The organism is Stenotrophomonas sp. GD03654 (assembly GCF_029845105.1).
Taxonomy (GTDB): Bacteria; Pseudomonadota; Gammaproteobacteria; order Xanthomonadales; family Xanthomonadaceae; genus Stenotrophomonas; species Stenotrophomonas africana.
Map to the genome: position 1 here is coordinate 1 of NZ_JAOCLC010000065.1, position 26,162 is coordinate 26,162.

Sequence of the window (26,162 nt, forward strand, 5' to 3'; positions counted from 1 at the left end):
CCGAGTAACCAGTTCGTCGCGTTGCGAGGCACGTGATGGACATAAAAGATCTACTTCGGTCAAAGCCCGTCACGCATATCGAGACATCAGCAGGTCGTATTTACCTGTATCCACTGCGGATGTGTGACATGACCGATTTCGAGAAGCTCGGACCAGGCGAAGCGGTCAGCCAGATCAGGCGATTCCTGCCGAGTATTGGCAGCTTGACTGTGGAATCCGATGAATCGCCAGATCGTATTCCTCTCGATGCCGAGATTGCCAGTGGACTTACAGACGATGAGATTGAGCGGATCGCTGAAGCCTATGGGAGTTCATCCGCATGGCAAACGACCCGCGAAAGCTCCCAAGATCGGAAGCCTGCGTTGCGGGAAGCTGATGAAACGGCGTCGGCCTTTCTGGTGCGACTACTCAAAGCCGAAGTCGAGGAGTATCACCAGAGCGCGAAGGAAATGCGCGACAAGATGTTTGGCACGGCGCGAAGTATTTTTGATCAAGTCCAAAATAGCACCAGCATTTTTGATCAAGTTCGCAAGAGCACATCGGCATTGGGATCGACCTTGAACGCCTACGATGAACTCACAAAATTTGCAAAGTCATCGCCACCAGAAATCCAGCCGATTCGCACAGATCACTTTGATGCCTTGAACAGGCGTATGCTGGAGCAAGCACGGGAGCGTGCGGAGGAGCGCGCCGAAGAAATGGCGTTGGCTCGCCTGACTGGACAGATGACGGCGGAGTCCGCCAAGACGCTCAAGGATTTGGCCGAAGCGGCGACTACCCTGATGGAGCAGTTCGACGAGCGCGACCGAAAAACAGACAAGTCCACGCGCAAGCAAATCACCATCGCGGTTTGGTCGGTTGGTATCACGGCGGTATTGGCTTTGCTCGCCTTGATCGTCTCGGGATTTGCCTACCTTCAAGACCGGAACAACAGCTCCTCCGGGGATCAGTGGCAAGTGAAGCTGCTGACCGCCATCGAGCAAGGGAATCAGCAGCGTTCTGCAGTACAGCATGAGAACGAAACGCTTCGAGAACAAGTAAATGTCCTGGGGGCGCATATCGCAGACCTGGAAGCAGCTCAACGCGCCGCTACCGCTGCTGCCAAGAAAGCAGAAGACGCTACCTCTCCTCGTGCGGCTACGAACCGTAGCGCTGCACAGTAGTAGATCAATCGCTGAAATCGTCCTATTTTTGGTTGACTACGCCAACTCCAAGAATGGGTTATTTGGAGGCTCGTCAATGAATATCGAGCTGGGTTCCAGAAGCAGATAGCCATGCAGTTTCCGTGATTTCCTGGGGCCAGTGACTTCGCATGTCCAGATGTTCAACCCGCTGGATTGCTTGCGATGCAATTGCAGCCGCTCGAAGCGCTTCTGCACCCACTGCCAATCATGCAGGCTCTCCTGCCTGGCCAGTTTGCCTACCTGCGGATGTTCCTGCGCATAGCGCTGAAATACGCCCGGGCTGACCAAGTAGGCGGTGTCGCTCACGGTATGCACCAGCGCTTTCGCATCGTTGATGATGAGTCGCCGCGTGGCGATGCCCTGTTTCAGCCACGCCATGAAGTGCTCGCCGGATGGCTGTGCCGTCGAGGATGGGGAAGCCGGTGGCGAGGGCGCAGCGGCGGCCAAGGGCGGCTGGGTCGCATCGGGGAGAGCTGCGGGTACTTCGTCCGGGGCGGTTTCCACATCCTGCTCGGTGGTTGACGAATTCCCCATTCCCACCATCGCCAGCATGTCCGCCATGACGTCGGGGCTGGCCTGGACCTTGGGTGGTGAGGCCGAGGCGATGCCACTACCTTCCGCTGGCGGAGCGTTTTGGTTCTCGGAGGCGGACGCTGCGCCGTCCGCAGAAAGCACGGCAGCTGCCTCGGCAGCTTTGCCCGCCAGTGCCGTGTCGGTTGTCACCGTCCCGGAAAAGGGCGCTGGTCGCTCACCAGATTCCCAGATCAGCGCGGGTGCCAGCCGTAGCAACGTAAACGAGTGGCTCCAGCCGGTGGAACTGGTCACCGCCGCACGCCAGATCGCTTTGCCGTCTGCTGTGGGCTGCAGCATGCCGTGATCCTGCAGCACGTTGAACACGGCGGTGTTGTTCGCTGGGATGCCGCCTATGCCCTGGGACAGCAGATGTGCCCGAAGCTTGTCCGAGACCGTCTTGCTCACCAGCCACAAACCATCCTCGGTCAGCCAGCCATCGGAGGCTTCGGGTTGGTTCAGCTTCAGCTCCTCCTTGAGCAGGTAACGCAGCCCTTCCAGCAGCTTGCGTTGCAGTGCGTGCTTGGGCGCGGCCATGGCGCGTGTGGGATCGCCGCCCAGTTCCTGGGCCACGGAAGCTCGGTCAGCTTGTACGACGAGTTCTCCCAGTACCCCGGCGTGCTCGTACTGCCCGGCCAAGACATAAAGCAGCGGTGCCCACAGTGATGGGTAGCTGCTGAGCCAGTCCAGGACTTCACGGTCAAGCAGCTGTCGGTAGAGCAAGCTTGTTGCGGCGCTGTGGAGCCGGTATTCGCGATCGTCGCGGTAACGGAAACGGTATGGCTGATGCAGGGGGCCGTGCCATGGGTGCCAAGTGCTGCCGTCGGCCTGTTCGACGTGCAGGTCGACAGCGATCTTGCCGATGTCGTGCAGCAGTGCGGCGTAGGCGACGGCAGCAGTCCAGGCCTCGGCTTGCGCGGCCTGATCCTCTGGACTGGCGCCGATGGGCAGCAGATGAGACTGCCGCAGCTTCAGGCTGTAGGCGACGATTTCCAGGCCGTGGTCAAGCATGCCGCCTGGGTAAGCGTGGTGATGCGCCTCGGATGCAGGGAAAGCCTGAACCAACTCGGCATAACGTTCCAGCGGCGCGCGGTACAGCGCTCCGAACTGCTTGCGCGAGAGCGAGGTGCGCTGCCAGATGTGTTCCAGCAGCTTCTGCCGGCGCGGTGTCGCCAGCAGCGATGCGGCCGATTCCGGCCTGATCAGTCCTTTCGGGAGGTCGGTGGTGGGTGCCGGCGATGGCGCGGCAGCGACCGGAGGCCGTTTCCGCTGGAACAGAGAGAGCATGTGGGTGTCCTGGTGGCTAGCCAAGCGGGAGGCCTTTTCGCCTTTTCGGGTAGGGCCTTTCCCCTTGCACCCCATTCCCTTGCCATTTCGGCCCTTTGGCCTTTAGAAGCCTTTGGATATAGAGCGGTGGGCATTGGTCGTCCACCGTCAATGTGGGGGTGGTGAGGCCGGATTGATGCGGGAAGGCTGGCTGTTCCCACCCTACGATGAGATTCATTGTTGAATGCTGGAGAACCCCGGTGAGAGCTATCATTGACGAGGTAAGGATATTTCCTTACAATGTGGGTATTGCGTTCAGGAGTGCCGCCATGCCTGCCATTCACGAAGTTGCCACACTGACCTCCAAAGGCCAGATCACGCTGCCCAAGTCCATCCGCCAAGCCCTGGGCGTGGACACCGGCGGTAAGGTTGCGTTCGACCTGCGTGGCGGCGAAGTCGTCGTGACGCGCGCCGACGTCGAGCACGAGGACCCTGCCATTGCCGCGTTCCTGACCCTGCTGGCGCGCGACATTGAAGCGGGCCGAAATGTGCGCGGCCTGCCCGAGGATCTGGCTCGCACCATGCTGGAGCACGCAGGACACAAGGTGGACCTGGGCGATGACTTCGATGAGGACGTGGAAATCTGATGCAACAGCATGGCTGGACACTGCTGTTCCACGACAACCTGATCGAGCAGATGATGAAGCTGCGTGCGGCCGTGCTGCGCGCCCAAGAGAACGACCCGGAAGGGTTCGGATCGAACGCCAACGTCAAGTTCTTCCGGGCCTTGGTCCAGTTGATACAAGACGTGGTGCCGAGTGATCCGGCGCGCGACGAATACCGCCAGGGCAACACCATGGGGCCGGCCTATCGCCACTGGCGGCGGGCCAAGCTCGGAAGACGGTATAGGCTGTTCTTCCGCTACGACTCGAAGGCGAAGGTCATCGTGTACGCCTGGGTCAACGATGAACAGACCCTGCGGTCTTCGGGAAGCAAATCAGACCCGTATGCCGTGTTCGAGAAGATGCTCGGGCGCGGGAATCCGCCGGACGAATGGAGCGCATTGGTACAGGCAAGCAAGCAGGATTGGAGCAAACTGAAATAGGTATCCCTCAGCAGCAGGAGACAACCATGAGCACCACGACCCGCATCAGCACAGCAGAACGCCTCGGCCGTAGCTTTGGCCGTGGATGGCGCGCCTATGTGCGTGGCGAACGGCGGGCGTCGAACTGGTTGGTATCCAAGGGTGTGCCGGTAGCTGGTGCCACCGTGCTGTTGTGGTTGGTCAAGCTGGTCGTGCTCGGTGTACTGCTCTATTCCGCGTTCTGGCTGGCACTGCTGTTGGTTTGTGTCGTGGCTGTGGGATGGGCAGCAAATCAGAGCCATTCAGACGAAGAGTTCCATTTGCAGTTTCCTACCACCTTGGAAGAACTTCGAGAGACACCGGGTTATGACCCGAATCTCTACAACGACACATCTCATGAGATGTACAAGGATGATGACTGACACTCGGCTTGAGTGTGCGTCACTTCAACTTCCTTGACATTGCGCCAGCTCCTTTTCCACCGGCAGCGCCTGCATCCCTCGTACCTGCTGAGAAACTGTTTGCGATCGTTCCAGCGCGGATTCCGGCCCAGGTCAGCGCACCGATCCAAAAGGTGGGCAGCACGATGAACATCGTCCCCATAACGAAGTTCAACAACAGGTCGCCAAAAGCGTTGTTCAGCCCCACCAGTGGATCGAAGTTGCTGTGTGGCCGGTTCCAGCCGAAGCCCCAGCCATAAAGCGCATCGAGGATGGTGCTGTCGATCCAGCGTGCGAGCTGGAACCAGAAATCGACGAAGAACAGCGCGAACTGCACGACGCTCACGGTAACGACGGTCTTCAGGTCATAGGTGCCCACAACCAGCACCAGCGGGATGCAGATGATCAGCGCCATCTTGAGCAAGGCGAGCACCATAGGCAGCGCCTGGCGCACCACGTCCATGGCGGGAAACGCGGCCATCGCGCCGACAGCCATGCCGACGTCGCCCGTGGCCCGCGTCACGATGTTCGGCAGGGTCTTGTCGATCTGGCCGCCGTAGTCCGTATAGACGCTGCCCTGGTTCAGTTTCTGCTGCCTCGGCGAGGCGATGGTGCGGATCACCGAGTCGTCCACCTCGGCTCGGCTCAGAAAGCCGGCCCAGCCCGCCAAGCGATTCAGCAGGCTTGGGTCTACCTGCCCCAGCAGGCGTGCGCGCAGGCCATTGCTGCCATCGGCCCACCACTGCCTGCAGGACGGATAACCGCCACCGCTGGCCACCTGCGCAAGCCCCGCGTCGCGGGTGCTGTCGTAGGGCCAGTCATCGCGTGGTGTGCTGGAGCGGTAGCTGTCGTAGTAGCCGCCCGTATCCGTGAAGAAGCGCGAGCCGATCCAGGTCACGTCGTGCATCTGCGCCTCATCGAGGTTCGGGCGCTGCATGAAGAGCTTGGCGCGCGCCGATCCGTAGCAGTCGCGCGAGAAATCCGCCACTTCCTGAGCCAATACCGGGTCGTCGATGCGCGTCGCGTCGATCTCCATGCGCATCTGCCGCAAGTCGGTGCCGCAGGGAATCGCTGCCACAGAGGCACCGGTCACTGCTCGCGAGAGTGTGTGCATAAAGGCCCACCAGACGGGCACCTTCGCCGATTGGTTGTTGATAGTGCTGAAGGACTGTGACCAGCCGGTATCCGTGGGTTGCGGCACGCTGACCTGGCATTGGGCCGAGCGTGCGCTGTCGTAGCGGATGGTGTTGAGGTCCACGTCGATGAATGGAATACCGGCGAACATCACCACCATGATGGCAACGAACACCCGGTTCTCGATGCGCGCAGCCGAGAGCACGCCCTTGTTGCCTTCGTCGGCACCCTCCGCACGGGCCTTCAGCCATTCCTGCACGATGATGGCAATGAAAGGCAGCGCGAAGACACCGCTCGCCACCAGCACGGCCCATATGCCGTTATGGACGATCCACGACACCAGCGTGAGGTAGTACTCCAGGTAGTCGGTGGTGAAAAGCGTCATGTCCTCGCCCCCTCAAGCGGCCTGCATCAACAGGCTGGCTTCCAACGCCACAATGGCGGCGACGCCGGCGATCTCGCTGCGCACCAGGCGACGCCGCGCCTGTCTATCCGCCCCGCGTTGGGCCTCACGCGCCAGCAGCCGGCGGCGCATCCAGACCCAGCCGTAGGCGGTCGCACCGTACAGGCACAGTCGCCACGCCATGAAGTAACCCGCCGTAGCCGTCAACCATCGCTCCCAGCTGGCGACGCTGCCGACGAGGTAAATGCCGACGACGTTGGCGCCCACAGCGGCGGTAACGAGCAACACCGTCCACAGCAGCGCCTTCGTCGTGCGCCGGTTGAGCAGCCAGCTGGCATGCGACGGGTTCATGGGTTGCCTCCCGGATTGCCCTTCTGGAGCTGGTCGAGACGGTCGGGAATGGGATCGCCTTCGTAAATGCCACGCGAGCCAGCCGCGCGTGTGCCATGGCGCTGGATGATGGCCATCGGCGAGTTGTTCGCCAGCTCGCGTCGCAGCTCCAGCTCGGTCTTCAGGTTGCGGATCTCGCGGTCGAGCGTGTCACTCTCGTTGTTCACGGCCTCGACCGCCAACTGGTTCGCCGCGACGTTGGGCTCTTTCTTGCCGGTGAGCAGCGTGCGCTGGAGCAGCAGCGCCTTCTCCAGCACCGACGACAGCGCCACCTCCGAGGCCAGGCGCCGCGCCAGCAGGTCCTGGTCTGGTTCGTCGCGCAGCGCCTCGATGACGCCGCGCGTGATCGGCAGCGAGGTGCTACCAGCTGCGCGCAGGTTCTCGAATGTGGTGTTGCGCGTTCCCGAGACCAGTTCCTGCAAGGCTTCCAGCTTTGCCTCGTACTCATCCTGGATCAGCGGCGTCAGCCCGACGCCGGGCACCGTTTCGGTCTTGGTGCAGGAATCGCAGGTGCGCTGCACCTGTTCCCCAAGAACCCGTGTGGCCCATTCAGTCGCTTGTTGTGGCGACGTCCAAGTCTGGCAGGACAGGCTCGCGCAACTGGCGGAAGCGATGGACGACGTGTCGGTCACGCTGCGGCCGTTGACCAGGTTGTAGCCCGCACGGGTGACGTCGCCGACCACCCGGATGGCGGACTGGCCCGCGCCCCCCGCATTACTGCCGCCTACCCAGGGCACGCCGTCGTTGCCCCGGCGCGTCTCCGCCTGCTCAATCGCCGACACGGCATCCGTGCTCGATACTGCGTCGCGCAGCGCCATGCCTTCGGCCATCTGGCTCCAGCCAAGCTGTCCGCCCGCCGTGTCGGCCATCTTCTCGGCCATGGCGCGGCAGGTCAGCTTGGAACGGTCGAAATCCAGCCGCGCCTGCAGCACGCCGTTGGTCAGCAGGTTGTACAGGCCGGGATCGGCGCGCTGGATGATCAACGCAGGCAGCGATGCCACCGCGCTGGTGGCGCTCTGGATCACGTTACTCATGATCTGCTGAAAGCCGTTGGTGATGCCGTTGAGCTGGTTGCGCAGCGTGGTTTGGATGCTCATGTCGCCGCAGATCAGGTTGCTGTTCCAGCCCACGCCGACGCCGATCGAACGCATGCCGGCAGCGCGGCCCATGGACACTGCGCTGCCGCCGCCGATCGAATACATCACCTCGTCGCCGATCACGGAGCCGCCGGTCTGAAAGCCGGTCTGCGCCCACGCCAGGCCGCCGCCAAGAACGAGTGCGCCAGCCAGCACCCCAGTCAATACCGTTGGACGCAGCAGGCGGCGTGCCGTTGGGGAGAGGATCATCAGTTCAGGACGCTTCATCGCCGTACCCTCATTGGAAATCGACGCTGCCGAGGAACACTTGCCCCCGGCGTTCGCAGCACGCATAGGGCCGCCACAGCGCCCAGGCGTAGTCGCCTTGCTGGGCTTGGGTCAGGAAGCCGCCGCGCGGGAACACCGTGCAAGAAGAGGACAGGACGGGCGTGAGTTCCTGCCACTTGCCCGTCGAGGCATCGCCTTCCATCAGCGCACCGGCAGGCCAGTAGCCGGGCCGCGAGTTGGCGAGCAGCGGCTGATAAACGTGGATTTGTCCACGGCGCGTGACGACATCGCCAGCGCGCTGGGCCACCACGGCGCCAGCCTTGTGGTCGTCGGCCTGGTGCAGGAAACCGCCACGCGGATACACGTTGCCCCACAGGTTCAGCGTGGTGCGCGCGCCGACCTCGCGCCTACCCGGAATCAGCGCCTCCGGGTAGACCATCTCGGGCACGTTGTAACGCCAGGCCAGCGTGTCCAGGGTGCTGAGCAGGTACGGCATGAACGCCGTGCCCGCGCCCTCGCAGAAGTAGCCCGAGGATGAGACGAACTGGTTGAACACCTCGACGCCGGGGTGGCCGATCACGTCTGCGTTCTTGAACTTGGCGAGATTGTTCTCGTGGTCTTCGTTGGTGGTGCCGTCACCGCCGGCCTGTGCGGACGGGTTGGGTGCGCTCATCGCCCGGACTTCGACCCAGGGGTTCTCGCCGGTGTTGCTGTAGCTGGAGACGACCGCATCGGGGATGTAGTGGCGGACTTTGATGGACGTGCGCACCGTGCAGCCCGTCCAGGTGCAGTAGAGCCAGTAGCAGATGCCGACGACGCGGTATTCGAGGCAGTCTGGTGATGCCACTGAGCCAACGATGGTTGCGGTGTTGAGGGCGTAGCTGCCGGTAGCGCTGAGCAGCAGCACCGAGGCCACGCCAGCACGCAGACGGCGCATCCGCTCGAAGGGTCGGGTCATGGCTGCGGCCTCCGGTGTTGCGCAATGCGCGCGACGGCACGGGCTACGTCCGGCTCGCCATAGACCACGTAACGCTGATCCACCACGACCGCCGGAATGCTGGTGACGCTCAGGCTCCAGGCGTCGGCAACGCCCTGGTATGCCGACGCAATGCGGCGCTGGAGGTCGGCACCGCCGTTGTTCAGGCGGCGCTTGACGATGGCCGTGGCCTGCTCAGGATCGGCGGGCAGCTGTGCGGAAAGCTCGGCTTCGATGCGCGGGCCTTCATCCAACTCGATCAACCGCTCGCCACCCATGGTCTTGACCGGGTGGCGGCTGTCGGTGACGACCACCACATTGGCTGCGAAGGTGGCGGGGCTGAAAACGGCCAAGGATGCCGGCAGTGCAACGGCCAGGCCAAGGGTTCGCCAGCCGGATGCGAAGCGGAATAAAGATGCTGGCATGTCGCGTGCCCTGGAAGTTGATCAGAGCCATAGTCGAACGCGAACCCGCTGCCGCCCCAACAAACAATGCGCATCGCGGGCACCCCGCATACCTGTTCGGTGCTGCCGCATGGAAAAAAGCGGAGGCCGAAGCCCCCGCTGTGATTACAAAAGACCAGACTCGGCGAACGAGTACGGTGCGCCCTGACCAATCACAAAATGGTCGAGTACCCGCACGTCGATAAGCGCCAAGGCCGTCTTCAACTGCTCTGTCAGCAAGCGATCCGCATTGGATGGCTCGGTGGTGCCCGAGGGGTGCTGATGGGCGAAGATGACCGCAGCGGCGTTCAGTTGCAACGCTCGCTGCAGCACGACACGCGGATAAACCGAGGTCGCATTGATCGTTCCATGGAACATCGGCTCCACGGCCAGCACGTCGTGCATGCTGTTCATGAACACGACGACGAATATCTCATTGGGCTCGGCGACCAGCTTCAAGCGAAGGTAGTCCCTGACCGCAGCGGGCCGTTCAAGACGTGGCCCTGCTTTGAAAACCCGTCGCTCCAGCAACACGATGGCTTGCTGAACGATCCAGTCCTCGTTCTGAACAGAAATATCGGAAAGCGACTCCAGGCAGGAGTCATTGATGACGACAGACATGGCGAACCTCCAGGCAGGGAAATCGGAGGGCACACATGCCCCAGGAGGGCAGGCCCTCCTGGGAATGGAACAAGGGAACAAGGTGCATCCATCACCACAGCAGCGGTGATCGTTCGCGGCCAGGATGCGAGGCGAACGGGTAGCGGTCAGCGCAGCGTGCTGCGCCGTAGCCTCAATGACCGCGGGCTACCTGGGCATGTCGCCGACGACGTCGGCAGGCATTTCGGTGACAGGTGCAGCGGCGGCATCCTCAACCGCCAGCATGTCCATGGCCGACAGCAGTGCATCGCCTTCGATCGGCCCCTGCAGCAGGATCGCCTGGCCGGTCTGACGATCATGCAGCCGAAGCGATGGCGTCGCGGTCACGCCGCCCTTGGTGGCTTCCTCGGCCTGAGCGCGAATCACCCTTTCGGGCCGCTCGCTGGCCAAACACTGCTCGACGGCTGGGTTGAGGCCGGGATAGCGCAGGCCCTCGGGCAAGCCCAGGCCGTCACTACGCGTGTGCGCATAGACCCATTCGATGGCCTGCCAGAAGGCCGCATGCCCGCCACTTTCGGCGGCGCACTCGGCCAGGCGTGCTTCGGCGGAGGCGGCCGGTTCGTGCGCGGCCAGCGGCTGGTGGTGCCATTGCAGGGCTACGTCCGCGTTGGCGCCCACCCAGCGTTTGAGCTTCGGGAAGTACGCTCGGCAGAACGGACATTCGAGGTCGGCATAGAGCGTCAGCGTGAATCGGCCCTGCGCGTTGCCCATCTGCCAGGGCGGCCCGGCCACCTGCGCTGTACTGACCGGCGCGGGAGCCAACGACGCGGGTTCGCCGGGTGCGCGGGACACGAGCCAGATCAGCAGCAGCGTGATCAATCCAGCGGCCACGACCCAGGGCCAGCGCTTGCGCGAGCGCCGACGGAGGGACGCCTGCACCGGCATAGGAACGAAAGGACGTTTCGGTTTCACGGCAGTCTCCGGCGGCTATTGCGGCAGGCCCAAGGCTGGCGACTCGATGCCGCGCGCCTGGTCGATCTTCTCGGCCACCTTGAAGGCCGCGTCGAGTTCACTGATGCCGTGCTGCTGCATGAGTTGGTAACGCTCGGCTTTCTCCTCGGGTTCGGTCTGCGCGAGCGCGAGATACAGGCTCGGTGGCACGGCCCGGAACAGCACTTCCAGGCTCTTGGAGAGGATGACACCCTCGGTGAACTTCCCGGCTTCCTTGCGCGCGGAAAGCATCAATGCTTTCTGCGCGGGTGACAGTTCGCGAAACCGGGCGATCTTCTCCACCTCATCGGGTGGCATCGACAGGCAGATCCACCACTCGATCATGTTGAGCATGGGCTCTGCGGCGCGCGGCAGATCGTCGATGTTTTGTGTGGCGAGCCAGAACCAGGCTCCCAACTTGCGCCACATCTTGGTGATCTTCACCACGTAGGGGGCGAGCAGCGGGTTCTTGGTGATGATGTGCCCTTCGTCGGTGACGTTGATGATCGGGCGGCCCAGGTACTGATCGCGCTCGGCGATGTTGTTCACCGTGCTGATCAGGCTGATGTAGGCAATGGAGAGCTGCGCGTTGTAGCCCTCGCGCGCATAGGTCGCCAGATCGACCAGGGTGATGTCGGCTTCGGGCCACGGCGAACCGTCGCGATCGAACATTTCACCGTCCGTGCCTTGGCAGAACATGTCCATGGCGTCGGCCATCTCCAGCAGTCGCACACGCCGCATTTCCGGCAGCGTCGGGTCCTGGCTGCGCGTGCGCAGCGCATTGCGCACATCGCGCGTGAGCACGGTGCGCTTCTCGCCATCCTTGCTGTGGCAGTGCTCAGCGGCATCAAGGATGCACTGACGGATCAGCGAGCGGTCGGCCCGCGTCATCCGGGCTTCTTCCTTGTCTTCGCCACCGGTGATCATCAGCCTCGCGGTGATCTCCAATTCGCCCAGCACGTCGCGCTGCTCATCCGCCTCCATGGCCACAGCATCGGGTGGCAGGTCTTCGTCCAGCGCATCGGCGTCGAGCGTCTGCACGTCGCTGGGCGTCTCGATCAGCCGGCGCGCATCCGCGAACGGCGCCAGGGTAACGCCCGAGCCCGGCGCGAGCTTGACCCGGTTCACGGTCAGGCCCAGGCGCCGGGCAAAGTCGCTGAACAAGCCAAAGCTGTTGCCGGCCTCGACAATGAACAGGCGGGGACGGTAGATCGCCGTGACCTGATTCAAGAGGTTATTGAGGGTCGCCGACTTGCCCGAACCTGTCGGGCCGAACAGGAACAGATGGGCATTCATCTGCCGATCCAGGCGGTTGAGCGGATCAAAGGTGATCGGCCCGCCGCCGCGGTTGAACATCGTGATGCCGGGGTGCCCCGTACCCTGGGCGCGGCCCCACACGGGCGAGAGGTTCGCCGCGTGCTGGGCGAACATCAGTTGGGTGTACCACCGGCGCCGATCCTGGCCGGGGTTGTAGCAGCACGGCAGCCAGCGCAGGTAGCTGTTGAGCGGCGCCACCTCGTCGTCCTCACGCACCGGCTGCAGGCCGGCGTTGAGCATGACGTTCGCCAGGTCGAGGCCGCGCCGGTCCAGTTCCGCCTCGTCGCGCCCGCGCAGGTAGAACGCCAGCGTGCCGCGATAGAGCTTGTGCGCGCTGCCGATCAGGGAGCGGGCCTCATGCACGTCCTTGAGCGTCTGCTCGGACGCCAGGGTTTCGCCCACGGCCTTCTTCGCCAGATGATTGAGATCCGCTTCAAGGACATCCTGCGGCGTGGCGACCAGCGTCAGGCAAAGGGTGGTGTCCTCGGGCATCTGGTCGAACAGCGTGTTGATGGCGTCCCCTTTGCGGGTTTCGCCGGTCAGGTGCCCCGTGCCCGGCGGCATGCGCAGGCGGTCGGTGATCAGCACGCGGTGCGGCATGCCGTCGAAATGCCAGGTGCCGTGCGCCACGTCGGAACGCGGCTGGCCAAAGAACAGCCGTTGGCTGAAATCCCGCCCGCTCGCCAATTCGATCTCGCCGTCCTCGCCGTCCTCCGCACTGTCGGGGTAGCGCGCCAGTGCATAGAAGCGCTCCCGGTCTTCGGCCCCAGGCCCAAGCAACGTGGGGCGCGGGTTGAACCAGCGCAGCAGCCAGTCATGAACATCCGCAGCCAACATGCGCCGGGCCTGAATGCCGGCGTTCGCCAGTCCGCCGCACAGGCGGTCGCAGACGATATTGAGCATCTGCTCAGGCGTCTGCCCGCGACGGCTGTTCTGCCCTTGCCCGGTCACGCGGCGATAGACCACCATGCGCACACGCCGGGTCTGGCCGCGCCAGCGCAACCGCGTGACTACCGTGTCCTCGAACAGGCCGCCCGGCTTGGCCACCGCGCGTAGGTGGTGGCCGAAGAAGCGCAGGTAGAACTCGCTGAACGCCGTATCACGGGCGCGCGGCTGCACATAGTCGCGCAGGGTCTGCATGTACTGGTCGAAACTGGGCTCGTCCTGAGCGTAGAGCTGCAGCACCCAGGGGTTCTCGTCCAGTTCATCGAAACTGTCCTGCAGCGCGTTCTCCAAAGCATCGCGGGCCTGCGCGAGCCAGCCAGGTTCCCGGCCTTCGGTGCCCAGCGGCACCAGCTCGTAGAACGCCGCCACCGATTGCCCGTCCTCCAGCAACATGGCCTTCGACTGTGGCAGGAACTCCACCCAGGGCAGCAGTTCCACGAACGACGGCGCGACCTCGTACAGCGCCTGCTCGTCTGCCATGGTCGCCGGCCTGCGAGCTTGCACCACCGCGCCAGGTTCGGGGAGGCCGGCCTGGTGCAGTGCCTCGACGTGGCGCTGCCAGCCGTCCGGCTGCTCGTCATCGGCAGCGCCGGACGCGGCCAGCTTCGGCCAGGGGAGTTTCCAGCGCATCAGTAGTCCTCCACGCGCTCGCCTGGCATGGCGTACTGCACGCGCTGGTACAGCGGGAACACGGTCGTATAGCCCGGAATCGGCACCGGGTCGGTGCCCGCCAAATGGGGATACACGTACATCACGAGGTCGGGGTTGGGCAGGCGCTGGAACTGGCGATAGACCTCGTTGCGCGCCGTGCGCGTATAGCGCATCTGCTCGGCGGGCGCGGCCTGCACGTCCACCTCTGTAAGGGGCCGGCGCAGGCTCTGGCGCGCATCGAGCAGTTGGCGGCCGGCATTCCGTCCGGCCGCGCCACCGCCGTCGCCGGCCTCCTGCTGCCAGATGTCCATCATCGTGCGGTCACCGTGGGTCAGCAGCTTTTCCTTGCTGGTGGCGCAGCCGCCGAGCAGCGCGACGGCTAAGGCCAGCGCCAGGCCTTGAGCCCAGCTATTCAAGTTCGAGAGCATGGCTTTCTCCTGCGCGGTGATCGACCTTGCGGCCTTCTGGATCGAAGTCGATGGCGAGCGGCTTTTCGAGGTGGACGGCGACTTTGGCACCGGGCTGCACATAAACGGCAGCGAAGGCCTGGCCGTAGAGCTTGTTGACCCAGCTCGACATGTCCTGAACGCCACTGGCGAGAATCCGGCCCACGGCTTCCTGGCCGCTGATGCCCACGCTGCCGATGGAGCCGTCGGCGCCGACATAGGACGCCCTGCCGCTGTCGGATTCGATGAGCGAGGCCACGCCTGCGCCAGCCGCCGTGATCAGCGCCTGGGTGCCGAGGTACTGCTGCGCATTGCTGCGCCGCTCGCCGCTGACACAGGGAATGCCATGCGGGTCGCTGATCCAGCCCAGGCCGTCACGTTGTTGGTTGTTCTGCTGGTTGCCCTCGCGATCCTCGGGAATGGTGCGGATGGTCCCGTCATGGAACACGAAGGTGATGCTGCGCACCTGGCCGCGCACGCACGAGAGCGTCCAGTCGCCCGATGCGGTGCCGGAGAACACGGCCCCGGCCACATCGGGGATGTAGATGCCGTTCGCGGTCAAATTGTCCGGCCCGACCAAGACCTTGAAGGGGTATGGATCGTTTACCGTGCCGTCGATCGGCACGCGGCCAATCAGCGCCGTCATTGCCACCGACCCCATCAGCGTCGAGTTGGTCGGCACGGTATAGACGGGCATCGCGCTCTTGACGCCAGCCGCGCGTGCGCCCGCGTTTGCCACGGTTTGCGCTGTGGTTTCCAGCGTGCTCTGCGAGGAGCCGAAGCTGGTGGGGAAGTTTATGCCGCCATTCGACCTGCCGCGTCCGTCGCTTTGTTTCGCGTCATCAGGCTCCACCCAGCGCATACCGCCTTCCATGCCGGCCTCGTCGCCGTCATGCAGGCCCAGCCCCACCGGCAAATCGGCATGGCCGCCGCCACGTCCGCCGATGCTGTCCAGGCGTTGCTGCAGGTCGGCGAGCAGCCCCTCGGTCTGCTGGCGCGTGCTGGCCGCCTGCTGCTGGTCGCGGCGCAGGTTGGAGCGCTCGGATTCGAGGGCCGAATTAATGCGTTGGTCGATGGCGTTCTCGCGCTGGCGCAGCCGCTGGTTCTCTTCACGCTGCGACCTGTTGTCGGACAGCGCGGTTTGAAGCTCGGTACGCAACTGCTTCACCTGGGCAACGAGTGTTGCCACGGTGTCGCGCGGGGTATCGCCCTCGATGCCCAGCGCCTTCATTTCCTCCGGCGTGAGCCTGCTGCTGCCATCTGCGGTGGGCGGCGCCGACGCACCGCCACCGGAGAACAGCCGGATGGCGACGAACAGCACCAGCAGGGCCACGGGGATCAGCAGCCACTTCAGGAGTCCGTTACTGCGCATGGCGGGCCTCCCTGTCGTCGCTGGCTGCTGCTTTGGGCTGCGGGAGATGCACAGCGGGGTCGAAGCGATGGATCGTCGGCAGCAGCGATTGCGCGAGGCCGTGCCCGCGCGTCACCAGGTACAGGACGGTGGTGTCCTCGGGGGTTCCGCGCGGGCCAAGCGCCTCGTGCTGGAAGGTGGCGGTGAGGAAATCGCCTTGCAGCACGCGCGGGTCGAGCGTGGCCCAGCCGGCGCTGGTGTTGGTCAGGCGCACGGCAGTGACCCACTGGTCTTCCAGGCGCCACGAGGCGAGTGCGACCGCGCGTGCCGGCAAGGTCGGCATCAGCGTGCCGAGGTCGAGGTCGCTGCGCAGGTTGACCCGCATAACGCCTGGCAAGGGTTCCACAGTGCGCAGCGGCGCGTAGAGGTTCTGCGCAGCAAAACGTGTCAGCACGACGGGGATTGGCGTTTCGCGCCGCGCCGTCCGGGTACCCGCCTGATCCTGGGCGCGCGCCTGGGGCGCATCGGCACCGTCAGGCTGATCGCCATACCGTGCCGGTGTGCTGTTGCCCTCGACGATGCGTACCGGTTCCAGCTCGGCTTCGCCGTCCTTGGGCGGCTCCGCCGCAATGTCGAGCAGGATCAGCGCGCCGGTGTCGGCGTCCTGCAATTGCAGCCGTGTAGGCTCGATCGGCTCGCTGGCGCGCAGGTACACCGCGCCGCCCGCGCTCTGCACGCGCAAGCGCTCACCGACGCCTGCGGGAACGCCCACGCGGACGTTTCGGTCGATGAACACGATGCGCTCCTGGCCGACCTTCAACGGCACTGCCAGCGGCATGCGCTCCCACCGCAGGATCTCCACCGCCTGGACAGCGGGGGACACGACCACTGCGGCGGCCACGGCCAGCAGCCCAAGCAGCGCGAGTACAGGATGCTTCATGGGCTTCATGGGGAATTACCTCCTTGAGGCGCTTGCGGCGTCAGGCCACCAGGCACCGGGCGCGTCGGCTCCGGGGTGCTGATGCGCTGGGGCGTGCCCTCGTAGCAGTCGAGTACCAGGCCGAACGGGTTGCGGGCGGGATCGACATCCACCCGCGCGACCTTCACGGGGTAGCGCACCAGGGCGCGCTTGACCTGCTCGGCGCCGTAGTACTCGTCGGCGCTGATGTCCAGCGTCACCACCCAGTCGCGGTCGGAGATCACACGCACGCGCGCCGTGGGGTTGTCGCCATAGCTGCGACCGGGAATTTCGTAGATGCCACGCACCCGCTGGCGCAGCTCGCCCGTGCTGCGGCGGTAGTCGTAGTCCGCCTTGAGGAATGCCTGGCAGGACGGGGTGAGGTACGGCGAGAGCGTGTGGAGGTTGCGCGGGTAATCTTCTTCGCCATTCGTCGGCCAGCGATTGAGCGTCTGGAACACGTAGAACGTGAACGCATAGACCGATTCAGGCGGTACTTCCCACCACTTGCGGGTACTGCCGGAGCGCAGGTCAGGCGGAACGTGGATGGTCAGGTCGCGGGGAGCGCTCCACCAGCCTCCGCCCATGACCAGGGCGACGACGACCAGCGCACCCGCGCCGAGGCGCAGCGTCTTGATGTGCGCCTGCAGGTGGGTGATCTCGTTCTTGAAGCGGCTCATCGCGCGCCCCCGTGCGTGCCCCTGCGGGTAGTCCAGAAGCCAGAGCGCGAGATCAGCACATGGCCGCCCATCCAACCGGCCATCAGCGGATGGCGCGTGGCGATGCGCCATTGCAACTGCCGGTACAGCCAGGTGTCGGGACGCCCGCGTTTGAGACGGCGCAGGATGCCGCCGCCAATGAACACGCCCAGCGCCACGCCCAGGACGACGAAGGTTGGCGCGATAGCGATCGTGCGGAACACCCACGACAGCGGCGCGCCGACCACCAGGCCGGCGGCGCCGGACAGGCCGCAGCAAATCCACAACTCGTCGGCGGTGAGGCCGCGCACGACCACTGGGTGCCTGTTGAGCCGGTGTGGAAGGAATGTGACCGTCCCATCGGCACGGACATGCTGTTGCTCGGACATGGCCCGTCCTCGCTTACAGGATGCCGGTGGCTTCGGTGAGCAGCCAGATGCCGATCACGAGCAGGACGGCGCCGATGGCGACCGTGAGACCGAACTGGCCCCAGGTCTTGCGGCCGGTGTGGATTTCCGCGTAGGTGCCGTAGGCGTGGTAGCACACGCCAATGAACATCGACGCCACCACCAACAGGGCCACGAGCATGATGATGTCGTAGCCGTAGTTCCTGATCGTTTCCATGATGCCGCTGCCGGCGCCGCGGGTCGGGTTTTCCAACTGCGGCAGGCCTTGCGCGAACGTCAGTGCGGGCAGCGCGGCGGCACCCAGGGCGACGGCGGCACGTTGGACAAAACGAGTAGTGAGGATGCGGTTTGGCATGGTCAATCCCTTCAGGTCAGGAGAGGAGGAAGAAAGTCAGCACGAGGTACATCGCGACGAAGCGGATGCAGACGCCGAGGAACTGGCGTTGGTTGAGGCGGTTCTCGGCCCACCCCACATAGGCCGTTCGGATGGCCCAGACGCCCCAGACGAGCAGAACCGCGAACACGACGCCGACCAGGACGGTCGCCATCGCCGAAGGCGCGATGCCGCTGTTGGCTTGAAATGCCGAGACCTGGGCGCCGTTCATGGCCTGCCCTGCGCAGTCGTCGGCAGCGATGGCGGGGCGGCCCGCTCCGCGCGGTAGTCGCCGCCCAGTTCGGAGGGGTCGCGTGGCTGGGCGCGTGATGGCGTCAGGTGGAACTGGATGCCGGCGCGCATGCGCGCCAGGTCAGCCAGGAGCCGCGGGTAGTCGAAGTGGTAGCGCTCGCCCGGCTGGATCGGCGCGTGTGCAGCGCCGCCCGTGACGGTGCGCTCCAGCGCGTCGAGCTGACGCAGCGCCGCGATCAGCTCCTGGCGCTGTGCCGGGGATTCGGCCAACGCCATCGAAGACTGCCCCAGCAGCAGGGCAGTCACGAGAAAAGTGGGCACGCCGCGATGCGCGGCGCGCAGCCAGATCGGAGCCAACATCGCGCCATTCCTGTGTGATCAGCAATGGCTTGATCGTGGCGATCAGAGGCGTATCAGGCCGCAAACAATAAGAACCTGCGGATGACCGGATTGATGGCCTAGAGGTACTTCTTGAAGCTGCCCGCCGTCAGGCTCACAGCCAGTCCCAGCATGGCGGCGCTGGGCAGCAGGATCAGCAGCGGATGCACCGAGATCGGCAAGGCCAGGTACGTGACCCAGGGCAGCACGGCCAGTGGCATCAGGCTGGCTTTCGCTCGGTGGTAGATAAAGCCGGATTCGCGGCCCGCGCCGAACCGGCGCACGTCACGCCTCACCAAGCCGTCGATCAAACCGACAAATGCCGCCGTGAAAATCAGTGGCAGCGTGAGCGCCAGGATCAGCAGGCGCACGAGGAAAGTAAGCGTCGTGAAGGCTGCGGCGATCAAGTAACTCTCCGTCCAGACATAGACCTGGCTGATGAAGTAGCGGAAGTTCCGCGCTTGCCCCTGGCTGGGCGCTCGGGCGCGCTCGGCGGTCTGGCTCATGCGCTCCAGCAGTCCTGAGCGCACGAACACCCATTCGTAGGCTGTGTCCACCAGCGCGTGCGCCGTGCGCCCCGGTTCCTGCACGACCACGCTGCGTGTGAAGTGCTTGGACAGGTGCCCCAACTCGTACTGCAGCATCTGCTGGGAGTGCTGCCAGCCCTGGTCCTTCCAGAACAGGTGCATGCCGATGCACTCCATCAGGATCGAGAACAGCAGCGAGCCGACCAGCACCCCGAGCAGTCGGAACGGAAAGGTAATGGTGCCGACGATCAGACCTTGGCGGCGGTTCTGCTCGCGCTGCGCAGTCGAGGCGGCATCGCTCATGGCGCGGTCTCTTCGCTGGCCGTGTCGCCCGTGTCGGTGCTGGGTGTGGCGATGGCCACCTCATCGAGCAGGTCGTTCGGCAAGGCCGCGTCCTGCAAGAGCGGGGAGCTGGTGAACTCCCACCACTGTGTGGCCTCGCTGTAGCTCTGGCGCATGTGCCCCGCGAGTTGCTGCAAGTCCGCCGGCATCACTTCATCCGGGTCTGGCGCCGGCAACGGCATGCGCACCTTCCAAAGCTGGCCACCCTGCAGCAGCGCGAAGCACTGGCCTTTGGGTAGGCCGACGATGTGCGATGGCTCGATCATCGGCACGCTGGACATGCTGATGCGGTCTTGGGTGTTTGACGTAAAGTCCGTCGCGCCGCGAATGTCGGAACTGTCGGTCGCGCCGCTGACGATGGTGGTCGTGTAGACCTCGACCTTCGGCAATTGCCGGGTCAGCAATTCAGCGGTAGCCGTTTCGCGCACCCGCAGCATGAACAGGTTGTTGAAGTTGCCGATCACCTGACCGGCCTTCGCGCGGTTGCCGATGCGGGCCTCGATGTCCGAGAGCGTCTGCGTGTACGCGGTGACTTGCAGTCCAGCACCGCCGCCTTTATTGATCAGCGGGACGAACTCGTCGCCCATCAACTCGTTGAACTCATCGGCATGGACGTTGATCGGCACGCGCGAGCCAGCCGAGGCGCCCGGCAGGCCGTCGTCGATCCCGTGCTTGTAGATGTGGCCAGCGACCGAAACCAAGTCGGAGAACATGGAATTGCCGACCGCCGCGGCGACCTCGGCGTCGGACAGCGCATCGAGGCCGACATAGACCACGGCGCGCTTTCGGATCACCTGCATCCAATCGAAGATCGGGCGTGGGTCGGCCAGGTCGGAGTAGTTCGGGGCCAGAAGCTGGGCGATCTTGCCGCTGGTGAGCTTCTCCAGCAGCGGCAGCAGCGATGCGACGATCTTGTCGAAGTAAGTCTTGTCGTAGCGCACTGCCGAGCGCAGGCCGTCGAGCACCGGGTCGTAGTTGCGCGCCTGCGAGAGGTACTGCTCCAGCGCCACCACGCGCTTTTCGCGCCCGATCATGTTGCGCGGGATGTTCTTCTCGTTGAGCTTGGCCTCGATCTGGACGATCACCTGCCAGGCCTTGGGCTCGGTCTTGGCGAAGTAATGCTGGGCGTACTCGATGAACAGCGCGTCGATGTTGATCACATGGCGCTGGATCAGCATGTAGTCCGGGCGCTGCCCCAGTTCCACCAGGGCACGGGCGATGATGTTGACGAAGCGCCACGCAAACTCGCGAAATGCCGCGCTGTTGCCTTCCCCGGAGAGCTGCCCTGCAACACGGGTGGCCACCTCGCTGATGCGCCCAAAGCGGCCCACGGCGTTGTAGCGCGCGGAAATGTCCGGCCAGCCTAAATGGAAGACATAGAACTCGCCTTCGCGGCCCGCACGCTTGGCCTCGACGTACACCCGCTTCAAAAGATCGGCGTCGCCCTTGGGGTCGATGACGATGACGACCTCGTGCTCGCCGTCGGCGTTCTTGCGCCGGATGTCCTGAGTCACGAACAACTCGGCCAACCGCGTCTTGCCCACGCGCGTGGTGCCCAGTACCAGCGAATGCCCGACGCGCTCACCCAGCGGCAGGCTGACGTCCACCTCATCGGGTTCGATGCCGTGCAGGCGCGGCAGGCCGCCCACAGGCGGCAGCGGGCGCACCGGGTTGAAAGGCACATCCCAGCCCGTGAGCGCGGCCAGCCGGGACAGCGGGAACGGCGCGAACTCCAGCCGTTCCTCCAGCCTGCGCGCCAGCCGGTAGGCCGGCGTCAGCTCGACGTAGCGGCGAAATTCCGGTCGGTACGTCTGCATCAGCCGATGGGTGTGTTTCTGCTCCCACAGAAACCCGCGCCCCACGAACAGACGCTGCTGGCTGACCGGCACGTCCTTGCTGGTCATCACGTAGCGCGGCAAGCGGCGAATGTTGCGCCGGTAGCGCAGGATGACGCGGGCATCGCGGTAGCGGATGGCACCGTAGGCACAGAACGCCAGCGCACTGCCGACGCCCATGGCCGGACTCAGCGCGAGCGACCACGGGGCCACCAGGGACAGAAACGCGGCGCCTGCACACGCCGCGACGGTATAGAACTCCACCGCTGGGCGCAGCAGAACCTCGACCGGCTGTTTCCCCGACATGGCTTCATTGCTCGATGCCGGTGGCTGTGATCAGCACCGGGTAATGCCGCAGACCCAGGCGCTCGGCCAGGTCGTCACCGGCCACAGGCGCGAGGGGAACGCCGGGCACCAGGGCGCGCAGCCGTGCCAGGCCCTGCACGGTCTCGACGTTAACCACCAGGCCCACCGCGCCGCGCTCGCGCAGCGATGTTGCCTGGCGACGAAGCCAGGCGTGGGAAGCCTCGTCGTCGCCGACGACTACGAAAGGCCGCAGGCCCGGTGCCTCGATCACCCGCCGCGCGACGGTGCCAGGCGTGAGCTTGGCACTGCGCACCGGCAACATCGCGGCCTCATCCATGGGCGTGGCGGGCACCGTGAGTATCGGGATGGGCGGTCGGGCTGGAGCATCGGCGCGCGGCTGAAGATTCAGAGCCTCGTAGTACGGCAGCGCCGACGTGCCGCCACGGTCTTCGACCACGATCAGCTGATCGCCGGCACGTGAGGCCAGCGGCAGAGCCGCCAGCAGCACGAGCAAGCCCTTCAGTGTGAGATGGGTCAAATGGGATGTTTTCATGGGGTGCTCTCCTGGCGCGCAGCGAGGGCCGCGGTGGTTGGGTGTGTGCCCTGCACGCGGGCAAGGTGGCGCGACACGCTGCGCCGGTAACGGGCGGCAGGTTCTCCGCCCGCAGGACGGTGGTAGCGACCGATTGCCAGTAACCAGTCCTCGTCCGAGCTGTGCTGCTCCTTCAGAATTTCAGCGGCGATGGCGAGGTTGCTGTATGGGTCGAGCAGGTCGCACGGGCTGGCGTAGCGCTGCTGGTGGTAGCCGAGGTTGATCTGGCCCAGGCCCGCGTCGATGCGTGTGTGCGGCGTGGAGTGCATTGCCTGCTGCAAACCGGCGCAGGCGTCGGCACGGGTGGCGAAGCGGTGCGACTGGCCGGCGACGTTGAGCGACCACGGCCACGGGACGATGCGCCCGTTGCGTCGAATGCCGCTCTCTTGCAAGGCCACCGCGTAGAGCACCGTCGATGGGATGCCCGCTCGCTGAGCGGCAAGCTGGTAAGCCGGTGGCGGAATCTCCTGGGCATGGGCGGCGCAGGCGCACAGGCCCGCCGCGAGCGCCAGTGCGCGCAAGCACTGCGAAACGGAGGTGGCCACTAAGGCTGGCGCAGCCATTGGCCGTTCACCTCGCGCACGACTGCTGGAAGCTCGCCGGGCAAGCTCAGCGACAGCCACCGCCCGCCATCATGGTTGAGCGTGATGCCACCGCTGCGCACGCGCGCCGGATCGACGTTCGCACGCTTGGCCCAGTCGCGAATACGTGTGTCGTCCTGGCGGCTACCAACCATGTACAGGTCGAACTCGGTGCCAGAGGATTGCAGGCGCTGCACAAGCTGCCCGCAGGCCGCGCAGCCGTCCTTGACGAACACCGCCGTGCGGCCGGAGCCGCGTTCGGCACCCGCGTTGGGCTTGTCGTCAGGCAGGTTCACTCGCTGCATGCCGGGATTCAGGCGCTGCCAGGCCTCGTCGTAGGCACGCTGGTAGGCGAGCAGCTTCTCGACGCGGCGCGCTTCGACCTGCACCTGCAGCTCTGCGTAACGGCGCCGTTCCTCGTCGGTGCGCGCCTCGATGCCCAGGGCGGACAGCGGGTCCAGGTTGGGCGAGTAGATGCCCAACGGCCCGTCCATCAGTTCGCGATAGCGCGCCCACTCCTGCGGTTGCAGGCCCCAGTCGCTTGCCACCCGGTCGTCCAGGATGCGGGCGACAAGGAGGCGCTCCTGGCTCTGCGCATTGCGGGCGGAGGCCGTGGCCGGCTGCTGCGCCCAGGCGGGCAACTGGGCAGACGCGAGCAGGAGCGCGGAAAGGATGATCGACGGTTTCATGTCGTGCGCTCCGCTCAAGGAATCGCCATGCGACGGGTCTGGTCGCCGGCCTGGAACACCGCGGTGTTGCCCTCGACTGCCTGCAAGCGCCACGGGCCGACGGCATCGCCGGGAAGCAGCACTTGAAGCTGGTCGGGCGTGAAGTTCCCGTTGTTCGGCGCGACGGACAGGCTGCGCTGGCCGGCGCGAAGTTCGGCGCCGACGATGCGGAACGGCAGTGGCGGCGGTTCCGGCTTGGCGGTGGGCCTGGTCGGTACGCGCGGCTGGGCGGACGCTGCGGCACGCGCAACAGTCTGGCGTGTCTTGATTTGCTCGACTTCGGTGCGCAGCGCCTGAAGGTCTTCGGCAGCGGCATAGCCGCTCAGCGCTTTTTCGACCTGAGCAGCGCGTGCTTCCAGGAGTTCGCGGGTGTCTTTGAGGTCTGCCGCCGTTGCGACGGCTGGACGCTGCTGGATGGCATCAATGGTCTCGGCCAGGCCCATCGCCTGCGCTTCGAGACGTTGCAGGCGGGTATCAAGCTGATTCTGGTCGGTCTGGTCGTTCACCGCCTGGTAGCCGAGAGCGACGAAGACGCTGAGGCTGATCAGCCAGAGCCACATCAGGCTCTGCACCACCACGGCGGTGATCGGGCGACGGGGAGACTGCGCGGCATTCATGGCTGGCCTCCCGAACCCGAAGGCATCAGCGGAAACGTCTGCACCGCCTCGGCAGCGGGCGGCTCGTGTGCGTGCTCGGCGGTCGCACTGCCTCCAGGCCGCTCGAAGCAAATCTGCCGTGCCCGTTCATCCGCATGCAGTTCCCAGGCCGGGCCAGCCAGGGTGAGCAGCGCATCGCGCAAGGTCATGGGGCCAAGATGCAGGTGCGCCGCCGGCAGCGGGAGCACATACAACTCGGTCACGGCGCGAGGCGTCTCGCAAAGCTGGTAGCCGCTGCGTTTGAGCACATGCCGCAGGCCATCGCCCACCGTGGCACGGGCATCCTCGGGCATGAACACGTCGATGGTCTGCAACAGCAAGTCACGCTGCGCCGCCGTGGGTGTCAGCTCGACCAGCGTGTAGCGGCCATAGCGCACGACGGGAATGAACTCGGGGGCCTCGGGTTCGGGAGCGGAGGAGACGCCTTCTATGGCGTCTGGCACCAGCGGCGCGGTCGTGGTGGCGCAGCCGCTGGCCAGCGCTGCGGCCAGGAGACCAGCGCCGACCAGACGCCGGGATACATGGGTTGCGGGCATGGCATCGGCTCTTCTGTTGCGATGCCGATACCTTGGCGGCACGGTGCCGTGCGGTCAGCCAGGAATGCGAACTGGGTAGTGCCCGGTTTCAGGGGCGACCCGGATGCCTACTGCGTATCGTCCAGGCGGTACAGACGCACCCGTTGTTGCGCACAACCAGTAGCTCATGGATCAATAGGCGGATTTGCAGTTAAGCCGCAATATGGGACGAAAAACGGTGTACTTCGCGAATCAATTGCAGGGTGGCTGCCGTAGCACGCCAAAGAAAAAACGCAGCCCCGCCCACGAAGAACGCGAGTGGGGCTGCAAGTTGTGAACAATAGAAAGCCGGCGGCGCTAGGCCGGCGATGGCGTGGAAATCAGGCGGTGACCAATTGCCGGGCCAGTGCGACCTCGACGGAATCACCGTCCTGATTCAGAACATCCAGCCCCGATTCGGGCACGTCGCCCGAGGTGGACTGCGAGACCATGATCTTCTTGGCCATCAGTTCCAGGCAGGTCATCTGCGAGGAACCGGCATAGCCGAGGTAGATCACGCGCACGGGCTGTTTCTGCCCGATGCGCCAGGAGCGGCGTGCTGCCTGTTGGAGCGAGTACACGTTGTAGCCACTTTGCATGAACACAATCGTCGGGAACTCCAACAAATCCAGTCCCGTCTTGACCAGCTCGGGATTGGTGACGAGCACGTCGATGCCACGGTCCAGTTGCTCGGCGATCCAGTCTTCTCGGCGGCTGGCATCCACGCTTGCGCGCAGTACCGCCACCTTGAAGCCTTCCTGCTCCAGCAGCCCCTTCAGGCGCGACGTGGTGTCGCGCGTGCCGGTATAGACCGTGTAGGCCAGAACGTTGCGGCCCTGTTCCTTCTCCGCTTTGCAGATATCGATCAGCTCACGCTCCTTGGGGCTGATCTCGAACTCATTGAACTGAGCCGGGACAAACGCCAAGGTGTTGCGCGTGCGCGGATGCACCACGGTCTCCGACCGGAAGCAGCAATCCGGCCAGGCCAGCAGCACGTTGAGCACCACCCCCAGCAAGGTCGTATCGCGTCGCGCCAGAGCCTGTTTCAGCTCTGCGGTCAGCCGACCCGCCAAATCGCGGTAGGCCGCAGCTTGCGCCACGTCCATCTGGACTTCACGAAACTCCTCGTCATACGGCGGCAGGACGTTGCCACCGATGTCCTTGAGCTTGAGAAAGATCGTGAACGGCAGGATGCAGCGCAAGACGCCTTTCGGGCCGAAGCCGGGAGCCTTGACGGTGCGCACCGATACCTTGGTGCCCTTGGCCGTCTTGTGCGCCGTGCCGGCGCTCTCGGAGTAGATGTCCTTGAGGACGCCGTGATCGCGCATGAACGCCATCGCAGCCGAGGTCATGCTGCCGCTCGTGGTCGGGCGGTAGCCGTCTTCGATCATCCGTCCTGGCAGTGCCCGGAACAGCAGGTA

29 protein-coding genes are annotated in these 26,162 nt (G+C 64.8%); 4 read left to right on the forward strand and 25 right to left on the reverse strand.

The window, feature by feature from the left end:
* Positions 1 to 128 precede the first annotated feature (128 nt).
* Positions 129 to 1,163, forward strand: coding sequence for a hypothetical protein (locus tag N5J73_RS19560; RefSeq protein WP_199866590.1), 1,035 nt, complete (start codon positions 129 to 131; stop codon positions 1,161 to 1,163).
* A gap of 36 nt (positions 1,164 to 1,199) precedes the next feature.
* On the opposite strand, the gene mobH is transcribed toward N5J73_RS19560, so the two are convergent.
* A complete protein-coding gene (gene mobH, locus N5J73_RS19565) occupies positions 1,200 to 3,041 on the reverse strand; it encodes a MobH family relaxase (RefSeq protein ID WP_023112377.1) in 1,842 nt (613 codons plus the stop codon).
* A gap of 308 nt (positions 3,042 to 3,349) precedes the next feature.
* On the opposite strand from mobH, the gene N5J73_RS19570 reads away from it, so the two are divergent.
* From N5J73_RS19570 to N5J73_RS19580, 3 genes are read left to right on the forward strand one after another with little or no spacing between them, the layout of a single operon-like run.
* Positions 3,350 to 3,667: a type II toxin-antitoxin system PrlF family antitoxin gene (locus N5J73_RS19570; RefSeq protein ID WP_023112376.1), complete on the forward strand. Its 318-nt coding sequence runs from the start codon at positions 3,350 to 3,352 to the stop codon at positions 3,665 to 3,667.
* Positions 3,667 to 4,125, forward strand: coding sequence for a type II toxin-antitoxin system YhaV family toxin (locus N5J73_RS19575; protein ID WP_023112375.1), 459 nt, complete (start codon positions 3,667 to 3,669; stop codon positions 4,123 to 4,125). The genes N5J73_RS19570 and N5J73_RS19575 overlap by 1 nt, the downstream gene beginning before the upstream one ends.
* A gap of 26 nt (positions 4,126 to 4,151) precedes the next feature.
* Entirely contained in the window at positions 4,152 to 4,526 is a 375-nt protein-coding gene (locus N5J73_RS19580; protein ID WP_023112374.1) for a DUF3742 family protein, read from the forward strand.
* 19 nt (positions 4,527 to 4,545) lie between these two features.
* Here the strand turns inward: N5J73_RS19580 and N5J73_RS19585 are convergent, their stop codons facing one another.
* The 24 genes from N5J73_RS19585 to N5J73_RS19700 all read right to left on the reverse strand — a co-directional run.
* Positions 4,546 to 6,063, reverse strand: a complete 1,518-nt coding sequence (locus N5J73_RS19585) for a conjugal transfer protein TraG N-terminal domain-containing protein (protein WP_023112373.1) — start codon at positions 6,061 to 6,063, stop codon at positions 4,546 to 4,548.
* 12 nt (positions 6,064 to 6,075) lie between these two features.
* On the reverse strand, positions 6,076 to 6,432 hold the full coding sequence (locus N5J73_RS19590) for a hypothetical protein (RefSeq protein ID WP_058137601.1): 357 nt from the start codon (positions 6,430 to 6,432) through the stop codon (positions 6,076 to 6,078).
* Positions 6,429 to 7,835, reverse strand: a complete 1,407-nt coding sequence (locus N5J73_RS19595) for an integrating conjugative element protein (RefSeq protein WP_113934056.1) — start codon at positions 7,833 to 7,835, stop codon at positions 6,429 to 6,431. The genes N5J73_RS19590 and N5J73_RS19595 overlap by 4 nt, the downstream gene beginning before the upstream one ends.
* Before the next feature lie 10 nt (positions 7,836 to 7,845).
* Positions 7,846 to 8,793, reverse strand: coding sequence for a TIGR03756 family integrating conjugative element protein (locus N5J73_RS19600; RefSeq protein WP_058137603.1), 948 nt, complete (start codon positions 8,791 to 8,793; stop codon positions 7,846 to 7,848).
* A complete protein-coding gene (locus N5J73_RS19605; protein ID WP_114249774.1) occupies positions 8,790 to 9,236 on the reverse strand; it encodes a TIGR03757 family integrating conjugative element protein in 447 nt (148 codons plus the stop codon). Before N5J73_RS19605 ends, N5J73_RS19600 begins: the two co-directional genes overlap by 4 nt.
* 144 nt (positions 9,237 to 9,380) lie before the next feature.
* Positions 9,381 to 9,875, reverse strand: a complete 495-nt coding sequence (gene radC / locus N5J73_RS19610; RefSeq protein WP_026383922.1) for a DNA repair protein RadC — start codon at positions 9,873 to 9,875, stop codon at positions 9,381 to 9,383.
* 186 nt (positions 9,876 to 10,061) lie between these two features.
* Positions 10,062 to 10,826 carry a thioredoxin domain-containing protein gene (locus tag N5J73_RS19615; RefSeq protein ID WP_034027938.1) on the reverse strand — a complete coding sequence of 255 codons (765 nt, stop codon included), beginning with the start codon at positions 10,824 to 10,826 and terminating at the stop codon, positions 10,062 to 10,064.
* Positions 10,827 to 10,841: 15 nt separating this feature from the next.
* Positions 10,842 to 13,736, reverse strand: a complete 2,895-nt coding sequence (locus tag N5J73_RS19620; RefSeq protein WP_114249773.1) for a conjugative transfer ATPase — start codon at positions 13,734 to 13,736, stop codon at positions 10,842 to 10,844.
* A complete protein-coding gene (locus tag N5J73_RS19625; protein WP_042919405.1) occupies positions 13,736 to 14,185 on the reverse strand; it encodes a TIGR03751 family conjugal transfer lipoprotein in 450 nt (149 codons plus the stop codon). The genes N5J73_RS19620 and N5J73_RS19625 overlap by 1 nt, the downstream gene beginning before the upstream one ends.
* On the reverse strand, positions 14,166 to 15,575 hold the full coding sequence (locus N5J73_RS19630) for a TIGR03752 family integrating conjugative element protein (protein ID WP_058137606.1): 1,410 nt from the start codon (positions 15,573 to 15,575) through the stop codon (positions 14,166 to 14,168). Before N5J73_RS19630 ends, N5J73_RS19625 begins: the two co-directional genes overlap by 20 nt.
* Positions 15,565 to 16,494, reverse strand: coding sequence for a TIGR03749 family integrating conjugative element protein (locus tag N5J73_RS19635; RefSeq protein ID WP_114249779.1), 930 nt, complete (start codon positions 16,492 to 16,494; stop codon positions 15,565 to 15,567). The genes N5J73_RS19630 and N5J73_RS19635 overlap by 11 nt, the downstream gene beginning before the upstream one ends.
* Before the next feature lie 5 nt (positions 16,495 to 16,499).
* On the reverse strand, positions 16,500 to 17,192 hold the full coding sequence (locus N5J73_RS19640) for a PFL_4703 family integrating conjugative element protein (protein ID WP_058137607.1): 693 nt from the start codon (positions 17,190 to 17,192) through the stop codon (positions 16,500 to 16,502).
* Complete coding sequence (locus N5J73_RS19645; protein WP_058135863.1) at positions 17,189 to 17,599, reverse strand: TIGR03750 family conjugal transfer protein; 411 nt, start codon at positions 17,597 to 17,599, stop codon at positions 17,189 to 17,191. Before N5J73_RS19645 ends, N5J73_RS19640 begins: the two co-directional genes overlap by 4 nt.
* A 13-nt stretch (positions 17,600 to 17,612) precedes the next feature.
* A complete protein-coding gene (locus tag N5J73_RS19650; RefSeq protein WP_058135862.1) occupies positions 17,613 to 17,972 on the reverse strand; it encodes a TIGR03745 family integrating conjugative element membrane protein in 360 nt (119 codons plus the stop codon).
* Positions 17,973 to 17,988: 16 nt separating this feature from the next.
* Positions 17,989 to 18,222 (reverse strand): TIGR03758 family integrating conjugative element protein, encoded by a 234-nt coding sequence (locus tag N5J73_RS19655; protein WP_022579861.1) that lies wholly within the window; start codon positions 18,220 to 18,222, stop codon positions 17,989 to 17,991.
* Positions 18,219 to 18,602: an RAQPRD family integrative conjugative element protein gene (locus N5J73_RS19660; protein ID WP_058135860.1), complete on the reverse strand. Its 384-nt coding sequence runs from the start codon at positions 18,600 to 18,602 to the stop codon at positions 18,219 to 18,221. The genes N5J73_RS19655 and N5J73_RS19660 overlap by 4 nt, the downstream gene beginning before the upstream one ends.
* A gap of 98 nt (positions 18,603 to 18,700) precedes the next feature.
* A complete protein-coding gene (locus N5J73_RS19665) occupies positions 18,701 to 19,450 on the reverse strand; it encodes a TIGR03747 family integrating conjugative element membrane protein (RefSeq protein WP_058135858.1) in 750 nt (249 codons plus the stop codon).
* Positions 19,447 to 21,630: a type IV conjugative transfer system coupling protein TraD gene (gene traD, locus N5J73_RS19670; RefSeq protein WP_058135856.1), complete on the reverse strand. Its 2,184-nt coding sequence runs from the start codon at positions 21,628 to 21,630 to the stop codon at positions 19,447 to 19,449. The genes N5J73_RS19665 and traD overlap by 4 nt, the downstream gene beginning before the upstream one ends.
* Positions 21,631 to 21,634: 4 nt before the next feature.
* Entirely contained in the window at positions 21,635 to 22,183 is a 549-nt protein-coding gene (locus tag N5J73_RS19675) for an integrating conjugative element protein (RefSeq protein ID WP_023124763.1), read from the reverse strand.
* Positions 22,180 to 22,785 (reverse strand): transglycosylase SLT domain-containing protein, encoded by a 606-nt coding sequence (locus N5J73_RS19680; protein WP_058135853.1) that lies wholly within the window; start codon positions 22,783 to 22,785, stop codon positions 22,180 to 22,182. The genes N5J73_RS19675 and N5J73_RS19680 overlap by 4 nt, the downstream gene beginning before the upstream one ends.
* Positions 22,767 to 23,492, reverse strand: coding sequence for a TIGR03759 family integrating conjugative element protein (locus tag N5J73_RS19685; RefSeq protein WP_034027953.1), 726 nt, complete (start codon positions 23,490 to 23,492; stop codon positions 22,767 to 22,769). The genes N5J73_RS19680 and N5J73_RS19685 overlap by 19 nt, the downstream gene beginning before the upstream one ends.
* A gap of 14 nt (positions 23,493 to 23,506) precedes the next feature.
* Positions 23,507 to 24,148, reverse strand: a complete 642-nt coding sequence (locus tag N5J73_RS19690; protein WP_034027955.1) for a hypothetical protein — start codon at positions 24,146 to 24,148, stop codon at positions 23,507 to 23,509.
* Positions 24,145 to 24,723, reverse strand: coding sequence for a PilL N-terminal domain-containing protein (locus N5J73_RS19695; RefSeq protein WP_034027956.1), 579 nt, complete (start codon positions 24,721 to 24,723; stop codon positions 24,145 to 24,147). Before N5J73_RS19695 ends, N5J73_RS19690 begins: the two co-directional genes overlap by 4 nt.
* 359 nt (positions 24,724 to 25,082) lie before the next feature.
* On the reverse strand, positions 25,083 to 26,162 hold a 1,080-nt coding region (locus N5J73_RS19700; protein WP_279941304.1), incomplete at its 5' end, for a C-terminal helicase domain-containing protein.

Excerpts from the sequence above, each read along its gene's own strand:
- N5J73_RS19560 (WP_199866590.1), top strand. The coding sequence starts at position 129 with ATGACCGATTTCGAGAAGCTCGGACCAGGCGAAGCGGTCAGCCAGATC.
- mobH (WP_023112377.1), bottom strand. The coding sequence starts at position 3,041 with ATGCTCTCTCTGTTCCAGCGGAAACGGCCTCCGGTCGCTGCCGCGCCA.
- N5J73_RS19570 (WP_023112376.1), top strand. The coding sequence starts at position 3,350 with ATGCCTGCCATTCACGAAGTTGCCACACTGACCTCCAAAGGCCAGATC.
- N5J73_RS19575 (WP_023112375.1), top strand. The coding sequence starts at position 3,667 with ATGCAACAGCATGGCTGGACACTGCTGTTCCACGACAACCTGATCGAG.
- N5J73_RS19580 (WP_023112374.1), top strand. The coding sequence starts at position 4,152 with ATGAGCACCACGACCCGCATCAGCACAGCAGAACGCCTCGGCCGTAGC.
- N5J73_RS19585 (WP_023112373.1), bottom strand. The coding sequence starts at position 6,063 with ATGACGCTTTTCACCACCGACTACCTGGAGTACTACCTCACGCTGGTG.
- N5J73_RS19590 (WP_058137601.1), bottom strand. The coding sequence starts at position 6,432 with ATGAACCCGTCGCATGCCAGCTGGCTGCTCAACCGGCGCACGACGAAG.
- N5J73_RS19595 (WP_113934056.1), bottom strand. The coding sequence starts at position 7,835 with ATGAAGCGTCCTGAACTGATGATCCTCTCCCCAACGGCACGCCGCCTG.
- N5J73_RS19600 (WP_058137603.1), bottom strand. The coding sequence starts at position 8,793 with ATGACCCGACCCTTCGAGCGGATGCGCCGTCTGCGTGCTGGCGTGGCC.
- N5J73_RS19605 (WP_114249774.1), bottom strand. The coding sequence starts at position 9,236 with ATGCCAGCATCTTTATTCCGCTTCGCATCCGGCTGGCGAACCCTTGGC.
- radC (WP_026383922.1), bottom strand. The coding sequence starts at position 9,875 with ATGTCTGTCGTCATCAATGACTCCTGCCTGGAGTCGCTTTCCGATATT.
- N5J73_RS19620 (WP_114249773.1), bottom strand. The coding sequence starts at position 13,736 with ATGCGCTGGAAACTCCCCTGGCCGAAGCTGGCCGCGTCCGGCGCTGCC.
- N5J73_RS19625 (WP_042919405.1), bottom strand. The coding sequence starts at position 14,185 with ATGCTCTCGAACTTGAATAGCTGGGCTCAAGGCCTGGCGCTGGCCTTA.
- N5J73_RS19630 (WP_058137606.1), bottom strand. The coding sequence starts at position 15,575 with ATGCGCAGTAACGGACTCCTGAAGTGGCTGCTGATCCCCGTGGCCCTG.
- N5J73_RS19635 (WP_114249779.1), bottom strand. The coding sequence starts at position 16,494 with ATGAAGCATCCTGTACTCGCGCTGCTTGGGCTGCTGGCCGTGGCCGCC.
- N5J73_RS19640 (WP_058137607.1), bottom strand. The coding sequence starts at position 17,192 with ATGAGCCGCTTCAAGAACGAGATCACCCACCTGCAGGCGCACATCAAG.
- N5J73_RS19645 (WP_058135863.1), bottom strand. The coding sequence starts at position 17,599 with ATGTCCGAGCAACAGCATGTCCGTGCCGATGGGACGGTCACATTCCTT.
- N5J73_RS19650 (WP_058135862.1), bottom strand. The coding sequence starts at position 17,972 with ATGCCAAACCGCATCCTCACTACTCGTTTTGTCCAACGTGCCGCCGTC.
- N5J73_RS19655 (WP_022579861.1), bottom strand. The coding sequence starts at position 18,222 with ATGAACGGCGCCCAGGTCTCGGCATTTCAAGCCAACAGCGGCATCGCG.
- N5J73_RS19660 (WP_058135860.1), bottom strand. The coding sequence starts at position 18,602 with ATGTTGGCTCCGATCTGGCTGCGCGCCGCGCATCGCGGCGTGCCCACT.
- N5J73_RS19665 (WP_058135858.1), bottom strand. The coding sequence starts at position 19,450 with ATGAGCGATGCCGCCTCGACTGCGCAGCGCGAGCAGAACCGCCGCCAA.
- traD (WP_058135856.1), bottom strand. The coding sequence starts at position 21,630 with ATGTCGGGGAAACAGCCGGTCGAGGTTCTGCTGCGCCCAGCGGTGGAG.
- N5J73_RS19675 (WP_023124763.1), bottom strand. The coding sequence starts at position 22,183 with ATGAAAACATCCCATTTGACCCATCTCACACTGAAGGGCTTGCTCGTG.
- N5J73_RS19680 (WP_058135853.1), bottom strand. The coding sequence starts at position 22,785 with ATGGCTGCGCCAGCCTTAGTGGCCACCTCCGTTTCGCAGTGCTTGCGC.
- N5J73_RS19685 (WP_034027953.1), bottom strand. The coding sequence starts at position 23,492 with ATGAAACCGTCGATCATCCTTTCCGCGCTCCTGCTCGCGTCTGCCCAG.
- N5J73_RS19690 (WP_034027955.1), bottom strand. The coding sequence starts at position 24,148 with ATGAATGCCGCGCAGTCTCCCCGTCGCCCGATCACCGCCGTGGTGGTG.
- N5J73_RS19695 (WP_034027956.1), bottom strand. The coding sequence starts at position 24,723 with ATGCCCGCAACCCATGTATCCCGGCGTCTGGTCGGCGCTGGTCTCCTG.